The sequence below is a fragment of the Streptomyces sp. NPDC017225 genome, assembly GCF_044331465.1.
Taxonomy (GTDB): domain Bacteria; phylum Actinomycetota; class Actinomycetes; order Streptomycetales; family Streptomycetaceae; genus Streptomyces.
On sequence record NZ_JBIRNE010000007.1, the window covers coordinates 294,573 to 315,867 of the forward strand.

At 72.2% G+C, this 21,295-nt stretch carries 21 protein-coding genes; 15 read left to right on the top strand and 6 right to left on the bottom strand.

The features are described 5' to 3' along the window. Positions 1–101: 101 nt before the first annotated feature. From ACH4NX_RS18705 to ACH4NX_RS18715, 3 genes are all read right to left on the bottom strand, one after another. Positions 102–2,483 (bottom strand): Tex family protein, encoded by a 2,382-nt coding sequence (locus ACH4NX_RS18705; protein WP_398128083.1) that lies wholly within the window; start codon positions 2,481–2,483, stop codon positions 102–104. A gap of 115 nt (positions 2,484–2,598) precedes the next feature. Further along, positions 2,599–2,730, bottom strand: coding sequence for an LPFR motif small protein (locus ACH4NX_RS18710; protein WP_257027966.1), 132 nt, complete (start codon positions 2,728–2,730; stop codon positions 2,599–2,601). Between the two features lie 94 nt (positions 2,731–2,824). Next, complete coding sequence (locus ACH4NX_RS18715) at positions 2,825–3,694, bottom strand: hypothetical protein (RefSeq protein ID WP_351395494.1); 870 nt, start codon at positions 3,692–3,694, stop codon at positions 2,825–2,827. A gap of 166 nt (positions 3,695–3,860) precedes the next feature. On the opposite strand from ACH4NX_RS18715, the gene ACH4NX_RS18720 reads away from it, so the two are divergent. Next, positions 3,861–4,820 carry a GlxA family transcriptional regulator gene (locus ACH4NX_RS18720; RefSeq protein ID WP_398128084.1) on the top strand — a complete coding sequence of 320 codons (960 nt, stop codon included), beginning with the start codon at positions 3,861–3,863 and terminating at the stop codon, positions 4,818–4,820. A gap of 41 nt (positions 4,821–4,861) precedes the next feature. After that, complete coding sequence (locus ACH4NX_RS18725; RefSeq protein ID WP_351395488.1) at positions 4,862–5,497, top strand: DJ-1/PfpI family protein; 636 nt, start codon at positions 4,862–4,864, stop codon at positions 5,495–5,497. On the opposite strand, the gene ACH4NX_RS18730 is transcribed toward ACH4NX_RS18725, so the two are convergent. After that, the gene (locus ACH4NX_RS18730; protein ID WP_398128085.1) at positions 5,484–6,263 is read right to left on the bottom strand and encodes an enoyl-CoA hydratase/isomerase family protein; all 780 of its coding nucleotides are present in this window, start codon (positions 6,261–6,263) and stop codon (positions 5,484–5,486) included. The two genes, ACH4NX_RS18725 and ACH4NX_RS18730, sit on opposite strands and share 14 nt — an antisense overlap. Positions 6,264–6,468: 205 nt before the next feature. Here ACH4NX_RS18730 and ACH4NX_RS18735 point away from each other — a divergent pair, with 205 nt between their 5' ends. Further along, positions 6,469–6,921: an ATP-binding protein gene (locus tag ACH4NX_RS18735; protein WP_351395738.1), complete on the top strand. Its 453-nt coding sequence runs from the start codon at positions 6,469–6,471 to the stop codon at positions 6,919–6,921. A gap of 47 nt (positions 6,922–6,968) precedes the next feature. Here ACH4NX_RS18735 and idi read toward each other — a convergent pair whose 3' ends face one another. Together idi and ACH4NX_RS18745 are read right to left on the bottom strand one after the other, a co-directional pair. Beyond that, the gene (idi, locus tag ACH4NX_RS18740; RefSeq protein ID WP_351395482.1) at positions 6,969–7,562 is read right to left on the bottom strand and encodes an isopentenyl-diphosphate Delta-isomerase; all 594 of its coding nucleotides are present in this window, start codon (positions 7,560–7,562) and stop codon (positions 6,969–6,971) included. Between the two features lie 256 nt (positions 7,563–7,818). Then, complete coding sequence (locus tag ACH4NX_RS18745; RefSeq protein WP_398128086.1) at positions 7,819–8,757, bottom strand: cation diffusion facilitator family transporter; 939 nt, start codon at positions 8,755–8,757, stop codon at positions 7,819–7,821. Between the two features lie 502 nt (positions 8,758–9,259). On the opposite strand from ACH4NX_RS18745, the gene ACH4NX_RS18750 reads away from it, so the two are divergent. The 12 genes from ACH4NX_RS18750 (at position 9,260) to ACH4NX_RS18805 (ending at position 21,294) form a co-directional block, all read left to right on the top strand. Further along, positions 9,260–11,128 (top strand): DUF5941 domain-containing protein, encoded by a 1,869-nt coding sequence (locus tag ACH4NX_RS18750; RefSeq protein ID WP_351395476.1) that lies wholly within the window; start codon positions 9,260–9,262, stop codon positions 11,126–11,128. Further along, entirely contained in the window at positions 11,125–11,877 is a 753-nt protein-coding gene (locus tag ACH4NX_RS18755; RefSeq protein ID WP_351395473.1) for a phosphocholine cytidylyltransferase family protein, read from the top strand. The genes ACH4NX_RS18750 and ACH4NX_RS18755 overlap by 4 nt, the downstream gene beginning before the upstream one ends. Next, entirely contained in the window at positions 11,865–12,926 is a 1,062-nt protein-coding gene (locus ACH4NX_RS18760) for an iron-containing alcohol dehydrogenase family protein (RefSeq protein WP_351395470.1), read from the top strand. Before ACH4NX_RS18755 ends, ACH4NX_RS18760 begins: the two co-directional genes overlap by 13 nt. Further along, a complete protein-coding gene (locus ACH4NX_RS18765; protein WP_351395467.1) occupies positions 12,904–13,683 on the top strand; it encodes a CDP-alcohol phosphatidyltransferase family protein in 780 nt (259 codons plus the stop codon). The genes ACH4NX_RS18760 and ACH4NX_RS18765 overlap by 23 nt, the downstream gene beginning before the upstream one ends. An 8-nt stretch (positions 13,684–13,691) precedes the next feature. Then, positions 13,692–14,564 carry a glycosyltransferase gene (locus tag ACH4NX_RS18770; protein WP_351395464.1) on the top strand — a complete coding sequence of 291 codons (873 nt, stop codon included), beginning with the start codon at positions 13,692–13,694 and terminating at the stop codon, positions 14,562–14,564. Positions 14,565–14,660: 96 nt separating this feature from the next. Then, positions 14,661–15,590, top strand: a complete 930-nt coding sequence (locus ACH4NX_RS18775) for an ABC transporter permease (RefSeq protein ID WP_351395461.1) — start codon at positions 14,661–14,663, stop codon at positions 15,588–15,590. Beyond that, complete coding sequence (locus ACH4NX_RS18780) at positions 15,583–16,362, top strand: ABC transporter ATP-binding protein (protein WP_351395459.1); 780 nt, start codon at positions 15,583–15,585, stop codon at positions 16,360–16,362. The genes ACH4NX_RS18775 and ACH4NX_RS18780 overlap by 8 nt, the downstream gene beginning before the upstream one ends. A gap of 358 nt (positions 16,363–16,720) precedes the next feature. Beyond that, entirely contained in the window at positions 16,721–17,623 is a 903-nt protein-coding gene (gene hpnC / locus ACH4NX_RS18785) for a squalene synthase HpnC (protein ID WP_398128087.1), read from the top strand. After that, entirely contained in the window at positions 17,620–18,570 is a 951-nt protein-coding gene (gene hpnD, locus ACH4NX_RS18790) for a presqualene diphosphate synthase HpnD (protein WP_398128088.1), read from the top strand. The genes hpnC and hpnD overlap by 4 nt, the downstream gene beginning before the upstream one ends. Beyond that, positions 18,570–18,728 carry a DUF6380 family protein gene (locus ACH4NX_RS18795; protein ID WP_398128089.1) on the top strand — a complete coding sequence of 53 codons (159 nt, stop codon included), beginning with the start codon at positions 18,570–18,572 and terminating at the stop codon, positions 18,726–18,728. Before hpnD ends, ACH4NX_RS18795 begins: the two co-directional genes overlap by 1 nt. Further along, entirely contained in the window at positions 18,725–20,161 is a 1,437-nt protein-coding gene (gene hpnE, locus ACH4NX_RS18800) for a hydroxysqualene dehydroxylase HpnE (protein WP_351395447.1), read from the top strand. Before ACH4NX_RS18795 ends, hpnE begins: the two co-directional genes overlap by 4 nt. A 68-nt stretch (positions 20,162–20,229) precedes the next feature. Next, entirely contained in the window at positions 20,230–21,294 is a 1,065-nt protein-coding gene (locus ACH4NX_RS18805; RefSeq protein ID WP_351395735.1) for a polyprenyl synthetase family protein, read from the top strand. Position 21,295: the final 1 nt, after the last annotated feature.

Below are 21,295 nucleotides of genomic sequence, written 5' to 3' on the forward strand. Positions count from 1 at the left end.
CCGCCCCTGGGAGGTACCCCCAGGGGCGGCACGGGTGGGCGCAGCGGCACCCGGCAAGCGCCGGCCCGCGCACCCACCCCCCGCCACCTCCCGTCGGGCGCCTACGCCAACCCGGCCCGCCGCAACGCGTCAGCCATCGCGTCGTTGGACGGAGCAGGCGCCGACGACCGCCCCTTGCCGCCGCCACCACCGCCGGAGGCCTGCCGCTGCTGCCGCTGCCTGGGCGGCTTCCCCCCACGCTCCCGCTTCTGCGCCGGGTCCCCCTGCGCGCCCTGAGAGGCGGCGGCCTCGTCGTCCAGCCGCAGCGTCAACGAGATCCGCTTCCGCGGAATGTCGACGTCCATCACCTTCACCTTCACGATGTCCCCGGGCTTCACCACATCCCGCGGATCCTTCACGAACGTCTTCGACATCGCGGACACATGCACCAGCCCGTCCTGATGCACCCCGACGTCCACGAACGCCCCGAAGGCCGCGACGTTCGTGACGACACCCTCCAGGACCATCCCGGGCGTCAGGTCGGAGATCTTCTCCACGCCCTCCTTGAAGGTGGCCGTTGCGAAGGCGGGCCGGGGGTCGCGCCCGGGCTTCTCCAGCTCCTTCAGGATGTCGCTGACCGTCGGCAGACCGAACGTCTCGTTCACGAACTCCGCCGGCCTCAGTGACCGCAGCACCGCGGTGTTGCCGATCAGGCCGCCCACCTCCTGCCCGGAGGTCTTCACCATCCGGCGCACCACCGGGTAGGCCTCGGGGTGCACGCTCGACGCGTCCAGGGGGTCGCTGCCGCCCCGGATCCGCAGGAAGCCCGCGCACTGCTCGTACGCCTTGGGGCCGAGCCGCGACACCTTCTTGAGGTCGGTGCGTGACGTGAACGGCCCGTTGGCGTCGCGGTGCGCGACGATGTTCTCGGCGAGTCCGGAGGTGACGCCGGACACGCGGGCGAGCAGCGGGGCCGACGCCGTGTTGACGTCCACGCCCACGCCGTTCACACAGTCCTCGACCACCGCGTCCAGCGAGCGCGACAGCTTCACCTCGGACAGGTCGTGCTGGTACTGGCCGACGCCGATCGACTTCGGGTCGATCTTCACCAGTTCGGCCAGCGGGTCCTGGAGCCGGCGCGCGATCGACACCGCGCCGCGCAGCGAGACGTCCATGTCCGGCAGTTCCTGGGAGGCGAAGGCGGAGGCGGAGTACACGGAGGCGCCCGCCTCGGACACCATCACCTTCGTCAGCTTCAGCTCCGGGTGCTTGGCGATCAGTTCCCCGGCGAGCTTGTCGGTCTCCCGGGACGCCGTGCCGTTGCCGATCGCGATCAGGTCGACCGCGTGCTCCTCGGCGAGCCGCGCCAGCTTGGCGATCGCCTCGTCCCAGCGGTTGGCCGGGACGTGCGGGTGGATCACGTCCGTGGCCACGACCTTGCCGGTCGCGTCGACCACGGCGACCTTCACGCCCGTACGGAATCCCGGGTCCAGACCGAGCGTCGCGCGTGTGCCCGCCGGGGCGGCCAGCAGCAGGTCGCGCAGGTTGGCGGCGAAGACGTTCACCGCCTCGTCCTCGGCGGCGGTGCGCAGCCGCAGCCTGAGGTCGATGCCGAGATGCACCAGGATGCGGGTGCGCCAGGCCCAGCGGACCGTGTCCTTCAGCCACTTGTCGGCGGCCCGGCCGCGGTCGGCGATCCCGAACCGGCTCGCGACGATCCCCTCGTACGACGACGGGCCGTCGGTGGCCTCCTCGGGCTCCAGGACGAGGTCGAGCACGTCCTCCTTCTCGCCGCGCAGCAGTGCGAGGACCCGGTGCGAGGGGAGGTCGGTGAACGGCTCGGCGAAGTCGAAGTAGTCGGCGAACTTGGCGCCGGCCTCCTCCTTGCCGTCCTTCACCTTGGCGGCGAGCCGTCCGCGCCCCCACATCCGCTCGCGAAGCTCGCCGATCAGGTCGGCGTCCTCCGAGAACCTCTCCGTGAGGATCGACCGCGCCCCGTCCAGGGCCGCCTGCGGGTCCGCGACACCCTTGTCGGCGTCGACGAACGCCGCGGCCGCGGCGAGCGGGTCCACGGACGCGTCGGCGAGCAGTCCCTCGGCCAGCGGCTCCAGACCCGCCTCACGCGCGATCTGCGCCTTCGTACGCCGCTTGGGCTTGTACGGCAGGTAGATGTCCTCCAGGCGCGCCTTGGTCTGTGCCGTCCGGATGCGCGCTTCGAGCTCCTCGGTGAGCTTGCCCTGCTCGCGCACCGACTCGAGGACCGCCGTACGCCGCTCCTCCAGCTCCCGCAGATAGCGCAGCCGCTCCTCGAGCGTGCGCAGCTGCGCGTCGTCGAGCATCTCGGTCGCTTCCTTGCGGTAGCGGGCGATGAAGGGCACCGTCGAGCCGCCGTCGAGCAGCTCCACCGCGGCCTTCACCTGCCGCTCCCGCACGCCGAGTTCCTCGGCGATCCTGCCTTCGATGGACCTCACGTCGATGGACGCGCTGGGCCCGGATGTCGTCACGATCCCGTACCGCCTTCTCACAGAGGTTGCGCGGCAATTGTGGCAGGTGGCGCCGACAATCGGGGATCAGGGCGCCACCCGGGCCGGTCGGGACCGCCGGCGCCGGGGGCCGGGATCAGGCCCTGCGGCCACGGGTGGAGGACGAGGCTCCGCCGAAAAGCCGGGCCAGTGCCCGGAAGGGAAGCGTCACGACGGTGGCGATGGCGCCACCGATCTGGCGCAGTACGTCTGCGATGGCACGGAACACGAGAAGCCCCTTTCCTCTCCCGGCCCCTGCGGCCGGGAGCCCTACGGGTACCTCCGGATCGGCCGGACATGCCCGTCGGCGGGCCCGGGCCCGCTCAGCGCTTGCCGAGCAGGTCCGCCGGGAAGGCGCCCGCGCCGAGTGCCGTGCGCGCGAAGGCCGTTGCGAGTTCGGTCAGACGAGCCACGTCCTTGGCCCCGAGGTGTGCGTAGGGGGCGGTGTCCAGCCGGTCCGTCTCCCGTTCGATCCCGTCGCGCAGCGCGACCCCCCGCTCGGTCAGCTCTCCGGCGCCGTCGATCAGCTCGCGCTCGCGCAGCCGGTCCGTCGCCGCGTCCCACTCCGCCTGACTCCAGCCACGGGTGCTGAAGATCCACTTCGGGGCCATGCCCTTGCCGGTGGCGGTGTGCGTCACCAGCGCCTCCAGACCGTCGAGCCCCGCGGCCGTCAGCGCGGCGAGGTGGCCGTCGCCCCGGTGCTCGCGCAGCAGGGTCGCCGCGTGCCAGAGAGCCAGGTGCGGCGCGTCGGGCACGGGCAGGTCCGCGTGGGCGGAGTACAGCGGGCGGGCGCTGCGGGAGCAGCCGTCGGCGGCGCGCAGCGCCAGACCGGCCGCCTCGGACATCTCCGCGGACGCCAGGACCTCCTCGCCGAGCAGGCGGCGCAGGGTCGCGTCGACGGCTCGCGCGCGTGCCGCCAGCACCTGTCCGGGCGTGACGGTCTCCCACACCGCGGGTACGTGGCGGGCGACGAGGTCGTGCTTGTAGTTGTAGAACGTCGCCGTCACGGCGCCGGCGCCGACCGGCCCCAGCGCGGCGGCGCGCACGGCGAAGTTGACGGCCCGGGGGTCGGTGACCCCGAGGGCGCCCAGTTCCCGGCCCAGGTCGGGCGAGAAGTAGTGCGTCGAGTGCAGTGAGTTGAGCGCGTTGTGGCAGCGACGGCCGGCACGGGCGTCGAGGGCGGCAGTGGTCATGCCGCGCACGTTACCAACCGCTCAGTACGTCCTCCAGGCCGCCTGCCGAGCCTCCCTCCGTGCCGTGCCGCCCTCCGTGCCGTTCGCCGGGTGTGAGTGACGCATGGCAGGAAAGGTGGGGAACTCGTCATTGCGGTCGCCGGCGCCCGGGCGAAGAATCGTCGGCATGGCGCAGCGAACCGTCCTCGTCGTCCTCTTCGACGACGTCCAGAGCCTCGACGTCACCGGCCCCGTGGAGGTCTTCGCGGGCGCCGAGACGCACACACCGGGTTCGTACCGCATCCGCACGGCCTCGCTGGACGGTGCCCCGGTGCGCACATCCAGCGGTCTGACCGTCGTACCGGACCAGGCGCTCACCGACGCGTCCCGCCCGGACACCCTGATCGTCCCCGGCGGCCGGGGCAGCCGGAATCCCGACCCGCGCCTGATCGACTGGCTGCGCGCGAACGGACCGCGCGCCCGGCGCCTGGTCTCCGTCTGCACCGGGGCGATCCTGCTCGCCGGGGCGGGTCTCCTGGACGGCCGCCGGGCCACCACCCACTGGGCCCACTCCGACCGGCTCGCCCGCGACCACCCGGCCGTGGACGTCGACCCCGACCCGATCTACATCCGCGACGGCCATGTCGCCACGTCCGCCGGCGTCACCTCCGGCATCGATCTCGCCCTCGCCCTGGTGGAGGAGGACCTGGACCGGGACGCCGCCCTGACCGTCGCCCGTCACCTGGTGGTGTTCCTGCGACGACCCGGGAACCAGGCCCAGTTCAGCGTCCAGCTGGCCGCCCAGACCGCACGGCGCGAGCCCCTGCGCGAGCTCCAGCAGTGGATCACCGAGCACCCGGGCGCGGACCTGAGTGTGGAGTCGCTGGCAGCCCGGGCCCGCCTCTCGCCGCGCCACTTCGCCCGCGCCTTCCAGGCGGAGACCGGCACGACACCCGGCCGGTACGTCGACCGGGTCCGTCTGGAACACGCCCGCCGGCTGCTGGAGGACACCGGCGACGGCGTCGAGGAGGTGTCACGCGTCAGCGGCTACGGCACGCCGGAGGCCATGCGCCGCGCCTTCGTCAAGGCCCTCGCGGCCTCACCGGCCGAGTACCGCCGCCGGTTCCGTCCCGCGCCCGTCCACTGAGGGCGCGTCCCCGATCACCGAGCGACCCCGGAAGGAAACACGTGCAGATCGCCGTCGTGCTCTTCGACCGCTTCACCGCCCTCGACGCCGTGGGCCCGTACGAGACCCTGAGCCGCATACCGGACGCGGAGACCGTCTTCGTCGCCGAACGGACCGGCCCCGTCCGCAACGATTCGGGGAGCCTGACGCTGACCGCCGACCGGACCCTGGCGGACGTGCCGAGCCCGGACGTCGTCGTGGTGCCGGGCGGCCCCGGTCAGGACGCGCAGATGGACAACGAGACCCTGCTGGACTGGCTGCGCTCCGCCGACGCCACCAGCACCTGGACCACCTCGGTCTGCTCCGGCTCCCTGCTGCTGGCGGCCGCGGGGCTGCTGGCCGGCCGCCGCGCCACCTCGCACTGGCTGGCCCTGGAGCTCCTGAAGCGGTTCGACGCCGAGCCGACCGGGGAGCGGGTGGTCACCGACGGCAAGTACGTCACCGCGGCCGGCGTCTCCTCCGGTCTCGACATGGGCCTCACGCTGGTCGGCCGGATCGCCGGCGACGAGCACGCGCAGGCGGTCCAGCTGCTGCTGGAGTACGACCCGCGGCCGCCCTACGACGCCGGTTCCCCGCAGAAGGCGCCCGCACATCTCGTCGAGGAGTTCCGCACCCGGAACCGGTTCATCCCGAAGTAGACGCGCTTTCCGGCGCGCTCCCCGGCACACTCCAGCCGAAACGCGGCTGCCTGCGCTCAAGGAAGGCGGCGACCCCCTCCGCGGTGTCGCCGCTGTCGCGTGCCTGGGCGCTCCAGTACGCGTCCCGGTCCGTGCGCCCGTTCGCGAACTCCTTCGCCGCGGCCTGCGTCAGCCGCGAGCGCGACGCCAGGACCCGGGTGAACGTGACGACCCGCTCGCCGAGTTCGCCCTCCGGCAGCACCTCGTCGACCAGGCCGGTGCGCAGCGCCCGCCCGGCGTCGATCAGCTCTCCGGAGAACAGCAGGTACTTCGCGGTGGCCGGGCCCGTCAGCGCCACCAGCCGCCGGGTCGAGGACGCCGGATACACGACCCCCAGTTTGGCCGGGGTCACTCCGAACAGCGCCGACTCCTCGGCGAACCGCAGGTCGCAGGCGGCCGCCAACTGCGCCCCGCCGCCCACACAGTGACCGCGGATCGCCGCCAGCGTCGGCTTGGGAAAGGCCGCGAGTGCCTCCTCCGCTCGTACGGCGAGACCTTGCGCCTCCTGGGCGGACTCCCGCAGGGTCGAGATGTCGGCCCCGGCGCAGAACGTCCTTCCCTCGCCGGTGAGCACCAGGGCCCGTACCGCCGGATCGCCCGCGAGGGCGTCGAGCAGCTCGGGCAGCGCCCGCCACATCGCGGCCGTCATGGCGTTGCGCTTGGCCGGGTGGTGGACGACGACGGTGGCGACCGAGTCGGCGACCCGGTGCAGCAGCTGCGGCTCCATGGCCCGGATGCTATCCGTCGGTCCGTCGGGTTCCGGCGGCCGGGGCGAGCGGGACAGGAACGGTCCCACAACTGACCGTGTCATACGCCAACGATCAGAAGTGTTCGATATCTGCTGACTTGTGTTCAGTTCTCCGAAGTGGAGCGACGCGTTACCAACACTCAGGGGTGTGGTGACAATCGAGCCCAGGGGTGGCGACCGGACGATGGACGAGACCGGGCCCGCCGGGCCGCTGCCGTACGAAGGTGTCTGGCGGTTCACCGCCCCCGCCGTGGACGCGTCGGTCCCGCAGGCGCGGCACGCCGTGCGGGACCTGCTGGTGCGCCAGGGCGTGCCGGTCTCCGACGACGTGGCCGAGGGCCTGCTCCTGATCGTCTCCGAGCTGGTCACGAACGCCGTCCGGCACGCGGCGGTGCTGTCACCGGTGCTCGCCGTGGAGGTCGCCGTCGGGCCCGAGTGGGTGCGGGTGTCCGTGGAGGACAGCCACCCCTACCGCCCGACCGCCCTGGAGGCCGACCACGGCCGGACGGGCGGGCGTGGGCTGCTCCTGGTGCGGGAGATCACCCTGGAGGCGGGTGGGGCGTGCGACGTGGCCCACACGGCGAGCGGCGGCAAGGTGATCTGGGCCGCCCTGCCGCTCAAACAGGCCCTTCCGTAGGGCGCGATCGCCGGCCGGTGTCGGGGCTCACCGGCCGGCGGACACGCTCACCAGCCGGCGGACGGGCCCGTCAGCTCGCGGACGGCGGGCCGCGCCGCGTCCAGCACCGTCATGAACCACGCCGAGAAGGTGTCCCGCTCGTGCCGCTCGGTCAGTTCGGCCGCGGACACGAACGCCGTCTCGGCCACTTCCTCCGGGTCCGGCCGCGGCGATGCCTGTACCAGGCCGACGAACAGGTGGTTGTACTCCTGCTCGACCAGTCCCGAGGCCGGGTCCGGGTGGTTGTAGCGCACCGTGCCCGCCTCGGCGAGCAGCGACGGGGAGACGCCCAGCTCCTCGTACGTCCGCCGGGCCGCCGCCGCGAAGGGCGCCTCCCCCGGGTAGGGGTGACCGCAGCAGGTGTTGGACCACACACCGGGGGAGTGGTACTTGCCCAGCGCCCGCTGCTGGAGCAGCAGCCGGCCCCGCTCGTCGAAGAGGAACACGGAGAAGGCGCGGTGCAGCTGCCCCGGAGGCTGGTGCGCGGAGAGCTTCTCCGCGGTGCCGAGCGTCACGCCGTTCTCGTCGACCAGTTCCAGCAAAATCGCGTCTGCGGTGCCGTTCGACGAACTGTGCGTCGCGGTGGCAGGAGTGATCGGCATACCCATCCTTCACATCGGTCCTCGCGCCCCAAGTGTGCCGTACGAATCCGGCGCTCTCGGCACTTCCCGGCACTCCCGCATGTTTCGCGCGAGGGCGCGGGCGGCGGTCGTCACCGGTCGGGCGCCGAGGAGGGGCCCAAGTGATCATCGTGCCCGGCCCCGCACACCGGGAACCGTCCGCGGCGTGGACGGGAGGGAGACGTGGCCGGGAGGGAGACGTGGCCGTGCGGAAGCCGTTCGCCGGCGCCACCGTCTCTCAGTGGCACAGCCGCGCCTCGTGCTCCGCGTGGCCGCTGGGCTCCAGCTGGAAGGTGCAGTGCTCCACGTCGAAGTGGTCGCCGAGGCAGCCCTGCAACTCGTGCAGCATCTTCTCGTGGCCGATCGCGCTCAGCGCCTCCCCGCTCACCACCACGTGCGCCGACAGCACCGGCATACCCGAGGTGATCGTCCAGGCGTGCAGGTCGTGGACGTCCTCGACCCCGTTCAGCGCCAGTATGTGGGCGCGCACCTCGGCGATGTCCACGCCCTTGGGCGCGGCCTCCAGCAGCACGTCCAGGGTCTCGCGCAGCAGCCGCCACGTGCGTGGCACGATCATCAGGCCGATGACCAGTGAGGCGATCGGGTCGGCCGCCTGCCAGCCGGTGCCCAGGATCACCAGCGCCGACACGATCACCGTCAGCGAGCCCAGCGCGTCGGCCGCCACCTCCAGGAAGGCGCCCCGCACGTTGAGGCTCTCCTTCTGCCCCCGCATCAGCAGCGTCAGCGACACCATGTTCGCCACCAGGCCGATCACGCCGAAGACGACGGCCAGCCCGCCCTTGGTCTCGGCGGGCGTGACGAATCGCTCGATCGCCTCGTACAGGACGTACCCGCCGACGCCGAGCAGGAGCAGGCAGTTGGCCAGGGCCGCGAGGATCTCGGCCCTGGCGTAGCCGAAGGTGCGCCGGTCGCTCGGCGGCAGGTTCGCGAAGTGGATGGCCAGCAGCGCCATGCCGAGTCCCAGCGCGTCGGTCGCCATGTGCGCCGCGTCGGCGACCAGCGCGAGCGAGTCGGCGAGCACGCCACCGACGATCTGGACGACCATGACGAAGAGCGTGATCGCCAGTGCGACCCGAAGCCTGCCGCGGTACGCGGCGGTCGCCGTCCCGCCGGCGTGCGCTCCGTGCGCATGCCCGTGATCGTGCCCAGCCCCCATGGGAAGCAGCCTCTCTGTTCTGTGCGGTCGACGTCCCGTGCGTCCGGCGTCCGGAGCGCGCTGTGCGGTGCTCGGGTCACAGTCAACTACGGGTAGGGGGTATCCGGCAACGCGGCACTGAACACCGTTGTCATGTGCTCTGACCTGCGGAAACGTTACGCAGGTCAGAGCGCCGCAAGGGTGCGGAGGCGGAGCTGCGGCAAGGCCGGCGAAGGGCCGGGAGGCGGCCGTCCTGACCGTCTGCGAACGCCTGCCGACACTGTGCGATGTCCGCGATGCCCGGTCTGCGAGCGCGGTTTGTGGGGCGGGCCCCGCATCCACGATGATGATCGCGGCAAAGACGGGTGCAAGCGGCGCCGACCGACCGAGAAACGGGCGGTGAACACGGTGTTCCGGGTATCCGATAACCTCTGCCGACATGCCGCCCGGGTGCCGCAGGCACGGGCGTCCCACCATGCGCAGGCCCGGCGCCCAGGCGTCGGTACCCAGGGAGTGAGTTCGGTTGTCGACCGCCATCCTCACCGGTCAGCCGGTCCCCGGTTCGTCGATCGAGAGCGAGCTGCGGTCCCTCGGCTTCGACGTGCGTCTCGCCTCCGACGCCGCCGACACCGAGACGCTGCTGGCCCGGGTACCGGGCGGTGAACGGGTCGCCGTGGTCGACGCCCGCTTCGTCGGTCACCCGCACGCCCTGCGCCTGGGCCTCACCGACCCGCGCTTCCCGCTCGCCGCGATCCCGGGCGCCGTGACCGCCCGGCCCGAGGCCCGCCAGGCCCTGACCCGTGCGATGGCCCGCGAGAACTCCGCGGGCGGCGGCACCGTGGACGAAGGCGCCCCCGCGCGAGTGAAGCCGACGGTGAGGGACCTCGACAGCCTCGCCGACCGGATCACCGCCGCCCTCGACGCCGACGGCGCCGACGTGCACCGGCCGGAGCTCGGCAGCCTGGTCGCCGCCGTCCCCGCCGACCCCCAGGCCCGCAACGAGGCACGGCAGGCCGTCGCCGACGTCGACGACGAGGCCGTACGCCTGAAGTCGGCGGTCAAGGCCCGCGACGGCTTCGTCACCACGTACTTCATCAGCCCCTACTCCCGCTACATCGCCCGCTGGTGCGCGCGGCGCGGGCTGACCCCCAACCAGGTCACCACCGCCTCGCTCATCACCGCGCTGATAGCGGCGGGCTGCGCGGCCACCGGCACGCGCGGCGGGTTCGTCGCCGCCGGCGTCCTGCTCATCGCCTCCTTCGTCCTCGACTGCACCGACGGACAGCTCGCCCGCTACTCCCTGCAGTACTCCACGCTCGGCGCCTGGCTGGACGCCACCTTCGACCGCGCCAAGGAGTACGCCTACTACGCGGGCCTCGCCCTCGGAGCCGCCCGCGGCGGCGACGACGTATGGGCCCTGGCGCTCGGCGCGATGGTCCTGCAGACCTGCCGGCACGTCGTCGACTTCTCGTTCAACGAGGCCAACCACGACGCCGCCGCGCTCGGTAAATCGTCGCTGGCCAGCCCCACCGCCGCCCTCTCCGACAGGCTCGACAGCGTCGGCTGGACGGTCTGGGCCCGCCGGATGATCGTCCTGCCCATCGGCGAACGCTGGGCCATGATCGCCGTCCTGACCGCCGTCACCACGCCCCGGATCACCCTCTACGCGCTGCTGATCGGCTGCGCGTTCGCCGCGACGTACACCACCGCGGGCCGTGTCCTGCGCTCGCTGACGCGCAGGGCCACGCGGACCGACCGGGCCGCCGGGGCGCTGGCCGACCTGGCGGACTCCGGCCCGCTCGCCGAGGCCGTCGCCAGGTTCCTGCGCAGGCCCGCCCGCCGGCTGCCCGGCTTCACCGCCCCCGCCGTCGCCCTCCTCGGCGGCCTCGCCGTCGCCCTGACGGCCGCGTTCACCGACTTCGGCGGCCCCTGGCCGGCCGTCGCCGCCCTCGCCTACGTACTGACGTCCGCGCTCGCGGTCGCCCGCCCGCTCAAGGGCGCCCTCGACTGGCTGGTCCCGCCGTTCCTGCGCGCCGCCGAATACGGCACCGTCCTGGTGCTGGCGGCGAAAGCCGACGTGAACGGGGCGCTTCCGGCGGCTTTCGGGCTGGTGGCCGCGGTCGCCTACCATCACTACGACACGGTCTACCGCATCCGCGGCGGCGCGGGCGCGCCGCCGCAGTGGCTGGTGCGGACGGTCGGGGGGCACGAGGGCCGCACGCTGGTGATCACCGTGCTGGCCGTGCTGCTCACCGCCACACAGTTCAAGGTCGCGCTCACGGTCCTCGCCGTGGCCGTGGCTCTCGTGGTGCTCGTGGAGAGCATCCGCTTCTGGGTCGCCGCCCACCAGGGCGGCGCACCCGCCGTACACGACGAAGGAGAACCCGCATGATCGGCCTCGTGCTGGCGGCCGGCGCCGGACGCCGTCTGCGCCCCTACACCGACACCCTGCCCAAGGCACTGGTCCCGGTCGGCCCCGAGGGCGCGGAGGACAGCATCACCGTGCTGGACCTGACGCTGGCCAACTTCGCCGAGGTCGGCCTGACCGAGGTCGGGATCATCGTCGGCTACCGCAAGGAAGCCGTGTACGACCGCAAGGAGGAGCTGGAGCGCAAGTACGGCGTCAAGCTCACCCTCATCGACAACGACAAGGCCGAGGAGTGGAACAACGCCTACTCCCTGTGGTGCGGCCGTGACGCCCTCAAGGACGGCGTGATCCTCGCCAACGGCGACACCGTGCACCCGGTCTCCGTCGAGAAGACCCTGCTCGCCGCCCGCGGCGACGGCAAGAAGATCATCCTCGCGCTCGACACGGTGAAGAGCCTCGCCGAGGAGGAGATGAAGGTCGTCGTCGACCCCGACAAGGGCGTCCAGCGCATCACCAAGCTGATGGACCCGGCCGAGGCGACCGGCGAGTACATCGGCGTCACCCTCATCGAGGGCGAGGCCGCCGTGGAGCTGGCCGACGCGCTGAGGACCACCTTCGAGCGCGACCCGCAGCTGTACTACGAGGACGGCTACCAGGAGCTGGTCAACCGCGGCTTCAGGATCGACGTGGCACCGATCGGCGACGTCAAGTGGGTCGAGATCGACAACCACGACGACCTCGCCAAGGGCCGGGAGATCGCGTGCCTGTACTGACGAGGCTCATCCCGTCACCGGTCGTCGTGGACATCCGCGCGGGTGCCCTCGACGATCTGGGGTGTGTGCTCGCCGACGAGCGCATCTCCCACTCGGGCAAGCTCGCCGTCGCCGTCAGCGGCGGCTCGGGCGCCCGGCTGCGCGAGCGCGTCGCCCCGTCGCTGCCCGGCGCCGACTGGTTCGAGGTCGGCGGCGGCACCCTGGACGACGCGATCAAGCTGGCCGGTGCCATGAAGGGCGGCCACTACGACGCGGTCGTCGGCCTCGGCGGCGGCAAGATCATCGACTGTGCCAAGTTCGCCGCGGCGCGCATCGGCCTGCCGCTGGTCGCCGTGCCCACGAACCTCGCGCACGACGGGCTGTGCTCGCCGGTCGCCACCCTGGACAACGACGCGGGCCGCGGCTCCTACGGCGTCCCGAACCCGATCGCCGTCGTGATCGACCTGGACGTCATCCGCGACGCCCCGGTGCGGTTCGTGCGCGCCGGCATCGGCGACGCCGTCTCCAACATCTCCGCGATCGCGGACTGGGAGCTGGCCAACCGGGTCAAGGGCGAGCGGATCGACGGCCTGGCCGCCGCGATGGCCCGCCAGGCCGGCGAGGCCGTGCTCCGGCACCCGGGCGGCGTCGGCGACAACGACTTCCTCCAGGTGCTCGCCGAGGGCCTGGTCCTGACCGGCATCGCCATGTCGGTCTCCGGTGACTCGCGGCCCGCCTCCGGAGCCTGCCACGAGATCAACCACGCCTTCGACCTGCTCTTCCCCACCCGCGCGGCCTCCCACGGCGAGCAGTGCGGCCTGGGTGCGGCCTTCGCGATGTATCTGCGCGGGGCGCACGAGGAATCCGTCCACATGGCCGGGGTGCTGCGCCGGCACGGTCTGCCGGTGCTGCCGGAGGAGATCGGCTTCACCCCGGACGAGTTCGTCCGGGCCGTGGAGTTCGCGCCGCAGACCCGGCCCGGCCGCTACACGATCCTCGAACACCTCGACCTCGAATCCGACCAGATCAAGGACATGTACGCCGACTATGTCAAGGCCATCGGTAGCTGAACTACGTCCGGTCGTCCATCCCGCGGGGGTCAAGGACCGGCGCAGCGGTGAGCACTGGGCGGGACGCCTCTACATGCGTGAGGTCTCGCTGCGGATCGACCGCTACCTGGTGAACACCAGGGTCACGCCCAACCAGCTCACGTACCTGATGACCGTCTGCGGCGTGCTCGCGGCCCCGGCCCTGCTGGTGCCGGGGATCACGGGCGCCGTGCTCGGCGTGGTGGCGGTCCAGCTGTACCTGCTGCTGGACTGCGTCGACGGTGAGGTCGCCCGCTGGAAGAAGCAGTACTCGCTCGGCGGCGTCTACCTCGACCGGGTCGGCGCCTACCTGACCGACGCCGCGGTCCTGGTCGGCCTCGGCCTGCGCGCCGCCGACGTCTGGGGCACCGGACGGATCGACTGGCTGTGGGCCTTCCTCGGCACCCTGGCCGCCCTCGGCGCCATCCTGATCAAGGCCGAGACCGACCTGGTGGGCGTCGCCCGGCACCAGACCGGGAAGGAGCCGGTCCAGGAGTCCGCGTCCGAGCCGCGTTCCTCCGGCATGGCACTGGCCCGCCGGGCCGCCGGTGCGCTCAAGTTCCACCGGCTGATCCTCGGCATCGAGGCGTCCCTGCTGATCCTCGTCCTCGCGATCGTCGACGCGAGCCGGGGAGACCTGTTCTTCACCCGCCTCGGCACCGCCGTACTCGCGGGCATCGCGCTGCTGCAGACCCTGCTCCACCTGGTGTCCATCCTCGCCTCCAGCAGGCTCAAGTGAGTGGCGCCATGAAGGTCGGCGCCGTCGTCATCACGATGGGCAACCGCCCCGAGGAACTGCGCGCCCTGCTCGACTCGGTGGCCAAGCAGGACGGCGACCCGGTCGAGGTGGTCGTGGTCGGCAACGGCTCGCCCGTCCCGGAGGTGCCCGACGGCGTGCGCACCGTCGAGCTGCCCGAGAACCTGGGCATCCCCGGCGGCCGCAACGTCGGCATCGAGGCCTTCGGCCCGGGCGGGCGGGACGTCGACATCCTGCTCTTCCTCGACGACGACGGCCTGCTCGCCCGCACCGACACCGCCGAGCTGTGCCGCGAGGCCTTCGCGGCCGACGACGAGCTGGGCATCATCAGCTTCCGCATCGCCGACCCGGACACCGGCGAGACCCAGCGCCGGCACGTCCCGCGCCTGCGCGCCTCGGACCCGATGCGCTCCTCCCGGGTGACCACCTTCCTCGGCGGTGCCAACGCCGTGCGCACCCGCGTCCTCACGCAGGTCGGCGGCCTGCCGGACGCGTTCTTCTACGCCCACGAGGAAACCGACCTGGCGTGGCGGGCGCTGGACGCGGGCTGGATGATCGACTACCGGTCGGACATGGTGCTGAACCACCCCACGACCGCGCCCTCGCGGCACGCGGTCTACCACCGCATGGTCGCGCGCAACCGGGTCTGGCTGGCCCGGCGCAACCTCCCCCTCCTCCTCGTCCCGGTCTACCTCGGGGTGTGGATGCTGCTCACACTGCTGCGCCGCCCCTCCCGGTCGGCCCTGAAGGCCTGGTTCGGCGGCTTCCGCGAGGGCTGGGCCACCCCCTGCGGACCTCGCCGGCCCATGAGGTGGCGTACGGTGTGGCGGCTGACCCGGCTGGGCCGGCCTCCCGTGATCTGACAAGCTCGTGTCCGAGAGCCTCCCGGCCCTGCCCGGGTCAACAGGTCCATGCCAGGCCCGCGCGGCCGAGCATTCCGAAGACGAAAGTTTCCACCAGTGAGTGAGACAACGCACGACGGCACGGTCGCCATGACCAAGCCCGTGTCGCCCGACGAGGGCCTCACACCGGCCCGGCTCGCCGCCAAGCACGGGCTGTCCGTGAGCGGTGCCCGGCCGTCCCTCATGGAGTACGTCCGTCAGCTCTGGGGGCGGCGGCACTTCATCCTCGCCTTCTCCCAGGCGAAGCTGACCGCCCAGTACAGCCAGGCCAAGCTCGGTCAGCTGTGGCAGGTGGCCACGCCGCTGCTGAACGCGCTCGTCTACTTCCTGATCTTCGGCCTGATCCTGAACGCGGGCCGCGGCATGCCGAAGGACGTCTACATCCCGTTCCTGGTGACGGGCGTGTTCGTCTTCACCTTCACCCAGTCCTCGGCGATGGCGGGCGTGCGGGCCATCGCCGGCAACCTCGGCCTGGTGCGGGCGCTGCACTTCCCGCGCGCCTCGCTCCCGATCTCGTTCGCGCTGCAACAGCTCCAGCAGCTGCTGGCCTCGATGATCGTCCTGTTCGCGGTGGTGGTGGGCTTCGGCAGCTACCCCCGGATGTCCTGGCTGCTGGTGATCCCGGCGCTGGTCCTGCAGTTCCTCTTCAACATGGGACTGGCGCTGATCGTGGCCCGGATGGGGGCGAAGACCCCGGACCTGGCCCAGCTGATGCCGTTCATCATGCGGACCTGGATGTACGCGTCGGGCGTCATGTTCTCCATCCCGATCATGCTGGAGGACAAGCCGGCCTGGCTCGCCGACGTGCTCCAGTGGAACCCGGCCGCCGTCTTCATGGACCTGATCCGCTTCGCGCTGATCGACGGGTACGGCTCCGAGAACCTGCCGCCGCACGTGTGGGCGGTCGCGCTCGGCTGGTCCGTGCTCCTCGCGGTGGGCGGCTTCGTGTACTTCTGGAAGGCGGAGGAGAGGTACGGCCGTGGCTGATCAGCAGCAGGGCGAGCGGGTGCCGACGGTCATCGCGGACGAACTGCACATCGTCTACCGCGTCAACGGCGCCAAGACCGGCAAGGGGAGCGCGACCGCGGCCCTGAGCCGGATGATCAAAAAGGGCGAGCAGCGGGGCGTGCGCAAGGTGCACGCCGTGCGGGGCGTCTCCTTCACCGCCTACCGGGGCGAGGCCATCGGCCTGATCGGTTCCAACGGGTCCGGCAAGTCGACCCTGCTGCGGGCCATCGCGGGCCTGCTCCCCGCCGAGAAGGGCAAGGTCTACACCGACGGCCAGCCCTCCCTGCTCGGGGTGAACGCGGCCCTGATGAACGACCTGACCGGCGAGCGGAACATCATCCTCGGCGGACTGGCCATGGGCATGACCCGCGAGCAGATCAAGGAGCGCTACCAGGACATCGTCGACTTCTCCGGCATCAACGAGAAGGGCGACTTCATCACCCTGCCGATGCGCACCTACTCCTCCGGCATGGCCGCCCGCCTGCGGTTCTCCATCGCCGCCGCGAAGGACCACGACGTCCTGATGATCGACGAGGCGCTGGCCACCGGCGACCGCAAGTTCCAGACACGCTCCGAGCGGCGCATCCGGGAACTGCGCAAGGAGGCCGGCACCGTCTTCCTGGTCAGCCACAACAACAAGTCCATCCGCGACACCTGCAACCGCGTCCTGTGGCTGGAGCGCGGCGAACTGCGCATGGACGGGCCGACCGACGAGGTGCTCAAGGAGTACGAGAAGTTCACGGGCAAGTAGCCCGACACGCCGGACCGCGCCGGAACTGTTCCGGTGCGGCTCCGCGTCTGCGAAGAAGACGTCAACTCCCGTCGTCCGCGGGAATCTTGAAGCCGATCGATGTGTTGTCGTGAGGCGCGGAGGACCCCGGCGAACCTCCGGGAGTCGTACAACGTAAGCTGTACCGGTCCCGAAACGCGGCACTTGGGGCGATAATCCCCGACACCCACGGGCGGGCCTGCCGCGTGGGCGGTCGGGCGGCGTGTCCGAAATAGTGTGTATTGGGTCGGCAGTGTAGAACGGGAGATGTGACGGCAATGGCTACGGAAACTCCCCACCTCCGCGAAGCGTGCGCCGTCCCCGCCCAGGGCAGCCCGCGATGACGGTGAGCGGCACGGCGCACGCCGTCGACCCGGAGCGCGCCACCCTCGCCAAGGCCGCGGACGAGAACTTCCCCGTCGCCCCCTTCTTCCTCCCCCGCGCCTGGCGCACCGACCTCATGGCCGTCTACGGCTTCGCCCGCCTCGTCGACGACATCGGCGACGGCGACCTGGCCCCCGGCGGTGCCGACGCCCGCCTCCTCGGCGTCCCCGCCGACCGGGCCGACGACCGGGTGCTGATGCTGGACGCCTTCGAGGAGGACCTGCGCAGGGTCTTCGACGGCACCCCCCGCCACCCGCTGCTGCGCCGCCTGGCGCCGACCGTGCGCCGCCGCTCGCTCACCCCCGGGCCCTTCCTCGGCCTGATCGCCGCCAACCGACAGGACCAGCTGGTCGCGCGGTACGAGACCTACGACGACCTCCTCGCCTACTGCGAGCTGTCCGCCAACCCGGTCGGCCGGCTCGTCCTCGCCGTCACCGGCACCTCGACGCCCGAGCGGATCCGCCGCTCCGACGCCATCTGCACCGCGCTGCAGATCGTCGAGCACCTCCAGGACGTCGCCGAGGACCTGAGCCGGGACCGCATCTACCTGCCCGCCGAGGACATGAAACGCTTCCACGTCCAGGAGACGGACCTCGCCGCGCCCACCGCGAACGCCTCGGTGCGCGCCCTGATCGCCTACGAGGCCGGGCGCGCCCGCGACCTGATGAGTGAGGGCGCACCCCTGGTGGGTAGCGTCCACGGCAGGCTGCGTCTGCTGCTCGCGGGGTTCGTGGCGGGCGGCAGGGCGGCCGTCCGGGCGATCGCCGCCGCCGATCACGACGTACTTCCCGGCCCGCCCAAGCCCAGCAAGGCCCAGTTGCTGCGCGAGGTGGGCGTGACCCTGCGAGGAGAGGGGTGATCGGGACCGTGGAGCCGTCAGAGCACGCGTCGGCACCGGTACTCGCCGCCTACAGCTACTGCGAGGCCGTGACCGGACAGCAGGCCCGCAACTTCGCCTACGGCATCCGGCTCCTGCCGACGCCCAAGCGCCGGGCGATGTCGGCGCTGTACGCGTTCTCGCGCCGGGTCGACGACATCGGCGACGGGGCGCTGGCCGACGACGTCAAGGTCACCAGGCTCGAGGAGACCCGGGCGGTGCTCGCCCGTATCCACGAGGGCGCGGTCGACGAGGACGACACCGACCCGGTCGCCGTCGCCCTCGCCCATGCCGCCCGGCGGTTCCCGATCCCGCTCGGCGGCCTCGACGAACTGATCGACGGCGTCCAGATGGACCTGCGCGGCGAGACCTACGAGACCTGGGACGACCTCAAGGTCTACTGCCGTTGTGTGGCGGGCGCCATCGGACGCCTCTCGCTCGGCGTGTTCGGTACGGAGCCGGGGGCGCGCGGCGCCGAGCGCGCGCCCGAGTACGCCGACACGCTCGGGCTCGCACTCCAGCTCACCAACATCCTGCGCGACGTCCGTGAGGACGCCGAGGGCGGGCGGACCTATCTGCCCGCCGACGACCTCGCCAAGTTCGGCTGCTCGGCCGGGTTCAGCGGGCCGACACCACCCGAGGGCTCCGACTTCGCGGGCCTCGTGCACTTCGAAGTGCGCAGGGCCCGCGCCCTTTTCGCCGAGGGCTACCGGCTGCTGCCCCTGCTCGACCGGCGCAGCGGCGCCTGCGTGGCCGCCATGGCCGGCATCTACCGCCGCCTTCTGGACCGCATCGAGCGCGACCCCGAGGCCGTGCTGCGCGGCCGGGTCTCCCTCCCCGGACGCGAGAAGGCGTACGTCGCCGTGCGCGGACTGTCCGGGCTCGACGCCCGGCATGTCACCCGGCGGGCCGTCAGGAGGCGCGTCTGATGGACACACCCGGCACACTCGACACTCCGGTACCAGGCGAAGCCTGTGGCCACGAACGGCGGGCAACCCTCCGGTGGCGGTCGGCGTCCCTGACTGAGACGGTCGGCCGTACGCCGTTCAAGCACCGCGGCGACCGGACAGGGAAAGGCGCACCATGACGGACGGCAACGGCACGCGTGACGGCGGGCAGCTCGCGGACGTCTCCGCCCTCCGCCCCGGCGGACACGCCGTCGTGGTCGGCGGCGGACTCGCCGGTGTCACCGCCGCGCTCGCGCTCGCCGACGCCGGGGTGCGTGTCACCCTGCTCGAAGGACGTCCGCGTCTGGGCGGGCTCGCCTTCTCCTTCCAGCGCGGCGACCTCACCGTCGACAACGGCCAGCACGTGTACCTGCGCTGCTGCACCGCCTACCGCTGGTTCCTCGACCGGATCGGGGGAGCGGCGCTCGCCCCGGTGCAGGAACGTCTCGACGTTCCCGTCGTCGATCTGGCCCGGCCCGAGGGACGAAGGCTCGGCAGGCTGCGGCGCGACGCGCTGCCCGTGCCCCTGCATCTGGGGCGGAGCCTGGCCACGTACCCGCATCTCTCGCTCGCCGAGCGCGCGAGTGTCGGGCGTGCCGCGCTCGCCCTCAAGGGGCTGGACCCCGCCGACCCGGCTCTGGACACCCAGGACTTCGGCAGCTGGCTGGCGGCGCACGGTCAGTCGGCACGCGCCATCGAGGCCCTGTGGGACCTGGTCGGGGTCGCCACCCTCAACGCGGTCGCGGGCGACGCCTCCCTGGGGCTCGCCGCGATGGTGTTCAAGACCGGCCTGCTCTCCGAGCCCGGCGCGGCCGACATCGGCTGGGCCCGCGTCCCACTGGGGGAACTGCACGACCGGCTGGCCCGCAAGGCGCTCGACGCCGCGGGCGTCCGCACCGAGGTCCGTACCCGCGTCACCTCCGTCCGCGCGGACGGGAACGGCGGCTGGAGCGTCCAGGTCCCCGGTGAGACGCTCGACGCGGACGCGGTCGTCCTCGCCGTACCGCAGCGCGAGACGCACGACCTGCTGCCCGCGGGCGCCCTCGACGCCCCCGAGAACCTCCTGGAGATCGACACCGCGCCGATCCTCAACGTCCACGTGATCTACGACCGCAAGGTGCTCGCCACGCCGTTCCTGACGGCTCTCGGCACTCCGGTGCAGTGGGTGTTCGACCGTACCGAGGCCTCCGGACTGAAGGAGGGACAGTACCTGGCACTGTCGCAGTCGACCGCGCAGAACGAGATCGACGAGCCCGTGGCCACCTTGCGCGAGCGGTACCTGCCCGAACTGGAGCGGCTGCTGCCGCGCACCCGGGACGCCGAGGTGAAGGACTTCTTCGTGACCAGGGAGCGCACCGCGACGTTCGCTCCCGCCCCCGGCGTCGGACGGCTCCGGCCCGGCGCCCGCACCAAGGCACCCGGCCTCTGTCTGGCCGGAGCGTGGACCGCCACCGGGTGGCCCGCGACCATGGAGAGTGCGGTTCGCAGCGGTGTCTCGGCGGCGGGCGCCGCCCTCGGCACCCTGGGCCTGTCCCGCGGCCTCCTCCCCGATTTCCTGGAGGAGGCCGCGTGAAGGCCGCCCCGCGAGGGACCGACGCCCGCACTCCCGGCACCGCAACTGGAGGAATGACTGTGCCCACTGTGCCCCCGGCCCCGAAGGCCGCTCCGAGGACCACGGTGGACGTGACCGCGCTTCTGGAGCGCGGCCGGACCCTGGCCACGCCGGTCCTGCGGGCGGCCGTCGACCGCCTGGCACCTCCCATGGACACCGTCGCCGCGTACCACTTCGGCTGGATCGACGCCCAGGGCAGGCCCGCCGACGGCGACGGCGGCAAGGCCGTCCGTCCCGCGCTCGCGGTGCTCTCCGCCGAGGTCACCGGTGCCGCGCCCGAGGTCGGCGTACCCGGCGCGGTGGCCGTGGAACTGGTGCACAACTTCTCCCTCCTGCACGACGACCTGATGGACGGCGACGAGCAGCGCCGCCACCGCGACACCGTCTGGAAGGTGCACGGCCCCGCCCAGGCCATCCTGGTCGGCGACGCCCTGTTCGCCCTGGCCAACGAGATACTGCTGGAGCTGGGCACCGTCGAGGCCGGCCGCGCCACCCGTCGGCTGACCAAGGCCAGCCGGTCCCTGATCGACGGTCAGGCGCAGGACATCTCCTACGAGCACCGCGACCGCGTCAGCGTCGAGGAGTGCCTGGAGATGGAGGGCAACAAGACCGGCGCCCTGATCGCCACCGCCAGCTCCATCGGGGCCGTGCTCGGCGGCGCCGACGAGCGGACCGCCGACTCGCTGGAGAAGTACGGCTACCACCTGGGCCTGGCCTTCCAGGCCGTCGACGACCTCCTCGGCATCTGGGGCGACCCGGACTCCACCGGCAAGCAGACCTGGAGCGACCTGCGCCAGCGCAAGAAGTCCCTCCCGGTCGTGGCCGCCCTCGCGGCGGGCGGTCCCGCCTCCGAGCGGCTCGGCGAGATCCTCGCCGCCGACGCCAGGACCAGCGACTTCGCGAACTTCTCCGAGGAGGAGTTCGCGGCCCGCGCCGCCCTCATCGAAGAGGCGGGCGGCCGGGAGTGGACGGCCGACGAGGCGCGCCGTCAGCACACCATCGCCATCGAAGCCCTCGACACCGTCGACATGCCCGACCGGGTGCGGGACCGTTTCACGGCGCTCGCGGACTTCGTCGTCGTACGAAAGAGATGAT